Source organism: Streptococcus mitis (assembly GCF_005844455.1).
GTDB classification, from domain to species: Bacteria; Bacillota; Bacilli; order Lactobacillales; family Streptococcaceae; genus Streptococcus; species Streptococcus mitis_BF.
Genome location: NZ_SPGF01000107.1, coordinates 1 through 2,275, shown reverse-complemented (window position 1 = coordinate 2,275; position 2,275 = coordinate 1). Strand labels below are relative to the sequence as shown.

Sequence of the window (2,275 nt, the reverse complement as noted above, 5' to 3'; positions counted from 1 at the left end):
TCGTTTATGAAAGCGCAGATTTTTCTTATCTTTGAGAGCTTTTGTGAGAATGTTTTTGTCATTGGTAGTAAATGTTGTTTGTGTCATATATCTATTATATGTGAATTTTTGATTTTTGTTAAGTATTAAAACCGAGCAAGAAAATTAAAGACAGCTCCAAAATTAACATATTAAAAAACCTGAGCTTTGGTACTCAAGTTTTCGTAAGTTCTTTACTTTATAGAATCACTTTATCATCCATTCTTTTAGCCATTTTTCCTAAAAAGACAGGCAGTAGAAGGCTAATCATGACTAAAAAGAAGCCTAGATAAAGAAATGTTACTACAAATCCTAAATGGTCAATCAACCACCCTGTCAGTGGGAAGAATACAATCATACTCAGGCTAAACATCATAGAGTAGACACTCAGCATGGTTGCCCTTACTTCACTTGGAAGGCGCTCTTGCAAATCGTTGTCAAAAATCGGCTGAAAAAGAGCATATAGAGCATTACTAATCAAATAAATCAAAATATAGATTAGAGGTGTCCCAAAGTAGGACAACATATAGGTGACGCCAGTCAGCAGGACGAGGATAGGGAAAAGCTTCAAGGTAGCATATTTCTTTCCAATCTTACTCGCTAGATAGACTGCGACGATATTCAAGAGACTACCAAGTAGCATAACTGCTGAAATTTGCCAACTACTTAAATCTGGTAACTACTTAAATCTGGTAACTGATTTTGATAGTAAAAGTAAAACATGCACATGAGTACTCCGACAATCTGAGACAAAATCATCCAGTTGAAAAGCATGGGATTTCGCTTCAACTCATCCTTAACAGTCCAAATAATCTGTTTCATGGTCACACTATCAGCTTTTTCTAGCTTGACACTGGGTTCTTTCAGCATCCAAATCAGGAAAAGAACTATGATAGAAGTGGCAATCATGATATAGTAGGTCAGGTGCAATTGACCATGGACAAAAAATCCTGCCAAAACGGTCCCCAAAGACCGAGTTCCTTCTGCCACTCCTGACATAAAGCTCGAAATGGATAGATAACGCTCCTTGAGTCCAGCCTCTACAGCCGAGTCATAGACCATTGCTGCGCTTGTTCCTGAATCAAAATTATAAGACAAGGCACTCACCGCCATAGCTAGGGCATAAATCCAAAAATTTCCCTGCCCAGCCAACATGAGAATGGAAGACACAATCCCTGCTATTCGACTTAAATAAAGGTTAGTCTTATAGGAATAGCGGTCAGCTAACATACCAGATGGAATTTCACAGAGAAGACTGGTCGTATGAAAAATACTCTCCAGAAGTCCAATCTGCCAAAGAGACATTCCGTTTTGACTGAGAAAGAGAATCCAAAAACTGGTAATCCCTAGAAATGCAAAAAACTCAACTCCGACCATCAGGCCAATATTTTTCCGATAATTTCTTATTAACATATTTTCTCCTTTAACAAGTGTATTCATATTTCTTTTGTCTGTCACTTGTTAATCTGTGCCTTACATGATCTCCACCCCTTTTAGAAGCATTCTTCAATGCCATTATTGTTCCTTTAATGATTTATGAAATGATACCGGAAAATAGCTGTTCTGCGGTTTCTATTGCGAGTTTTCTTGTTTATTTTAGCACTTATGCCATCATATTACAAGAGAATGTTATACTCTTCGAAAATCAAATTCAAACCACGTCAGCTTCACCTTGCCGTATGTATGGTTACTGACTTCGTCAGTTCTATCCACAACCTCAAAACAGTGTTTTGAGCAGCCTGTGGCTAGCTTCCTAGTTTGCACTTTAGACTTCCTGCGAAACTAGAATCCTAGTTCACGGTTGATAATGCCAGCAATCAAATTCATTCGTAATCCAAACCGTTTGCGTCGATTTCGATAGGTTGTTGAAAATATTTTAAACGTTTTTACTTTGGCAAAAATATTCTCAACCTTGATTCTCTCTTTAGATAGCACATGGTTATAGGCTTTATCTTCAAGAGTTAGTGGCTTAAGTTTGCTTGATTTCCTCGGAGTTTGCGCTTGTGAATACATCTTCATGATCCCTTGATAACCACTGTCTGCCAAGATTTTACCAGCTTGTCCGATGTTTCTGCGACTCATTTTGAACAATTTCATATCGTGGCAATAGTTCACAGCGATATCCAAAGAAACAATTCTCCCTTGGCTTGTGACAATCGCTTGAGCCTTCATAGCATGATATTTCTTTTTACCAGAATAATTGGCTAGTTGATTTTTTTAGGACGATTGATTTTTACCTCTGTTGCATCCACAATCA

General features: G+C 37.7%; 2 pseudogenes. Both read right to left on the bottom strand.

Going from position 1 to position 2,275, the window contains the following annotated elements:
* Nucleotides 1-217 precede the first annotated feature (217 nt).
* Nucleotides 218-1,431: pseudogene (locus FGQ53_RS11560) on the bottom strand (MFS transporter).
* A gap of 369 nt (nucleotides 1,432-1,800) precedes the next feature.
* A pseudogene (locus FGQ53_RS11550) lies at nucleotides 1,801-2,275 on the bottom strand (transposase family protein); the annotation flags it as partial.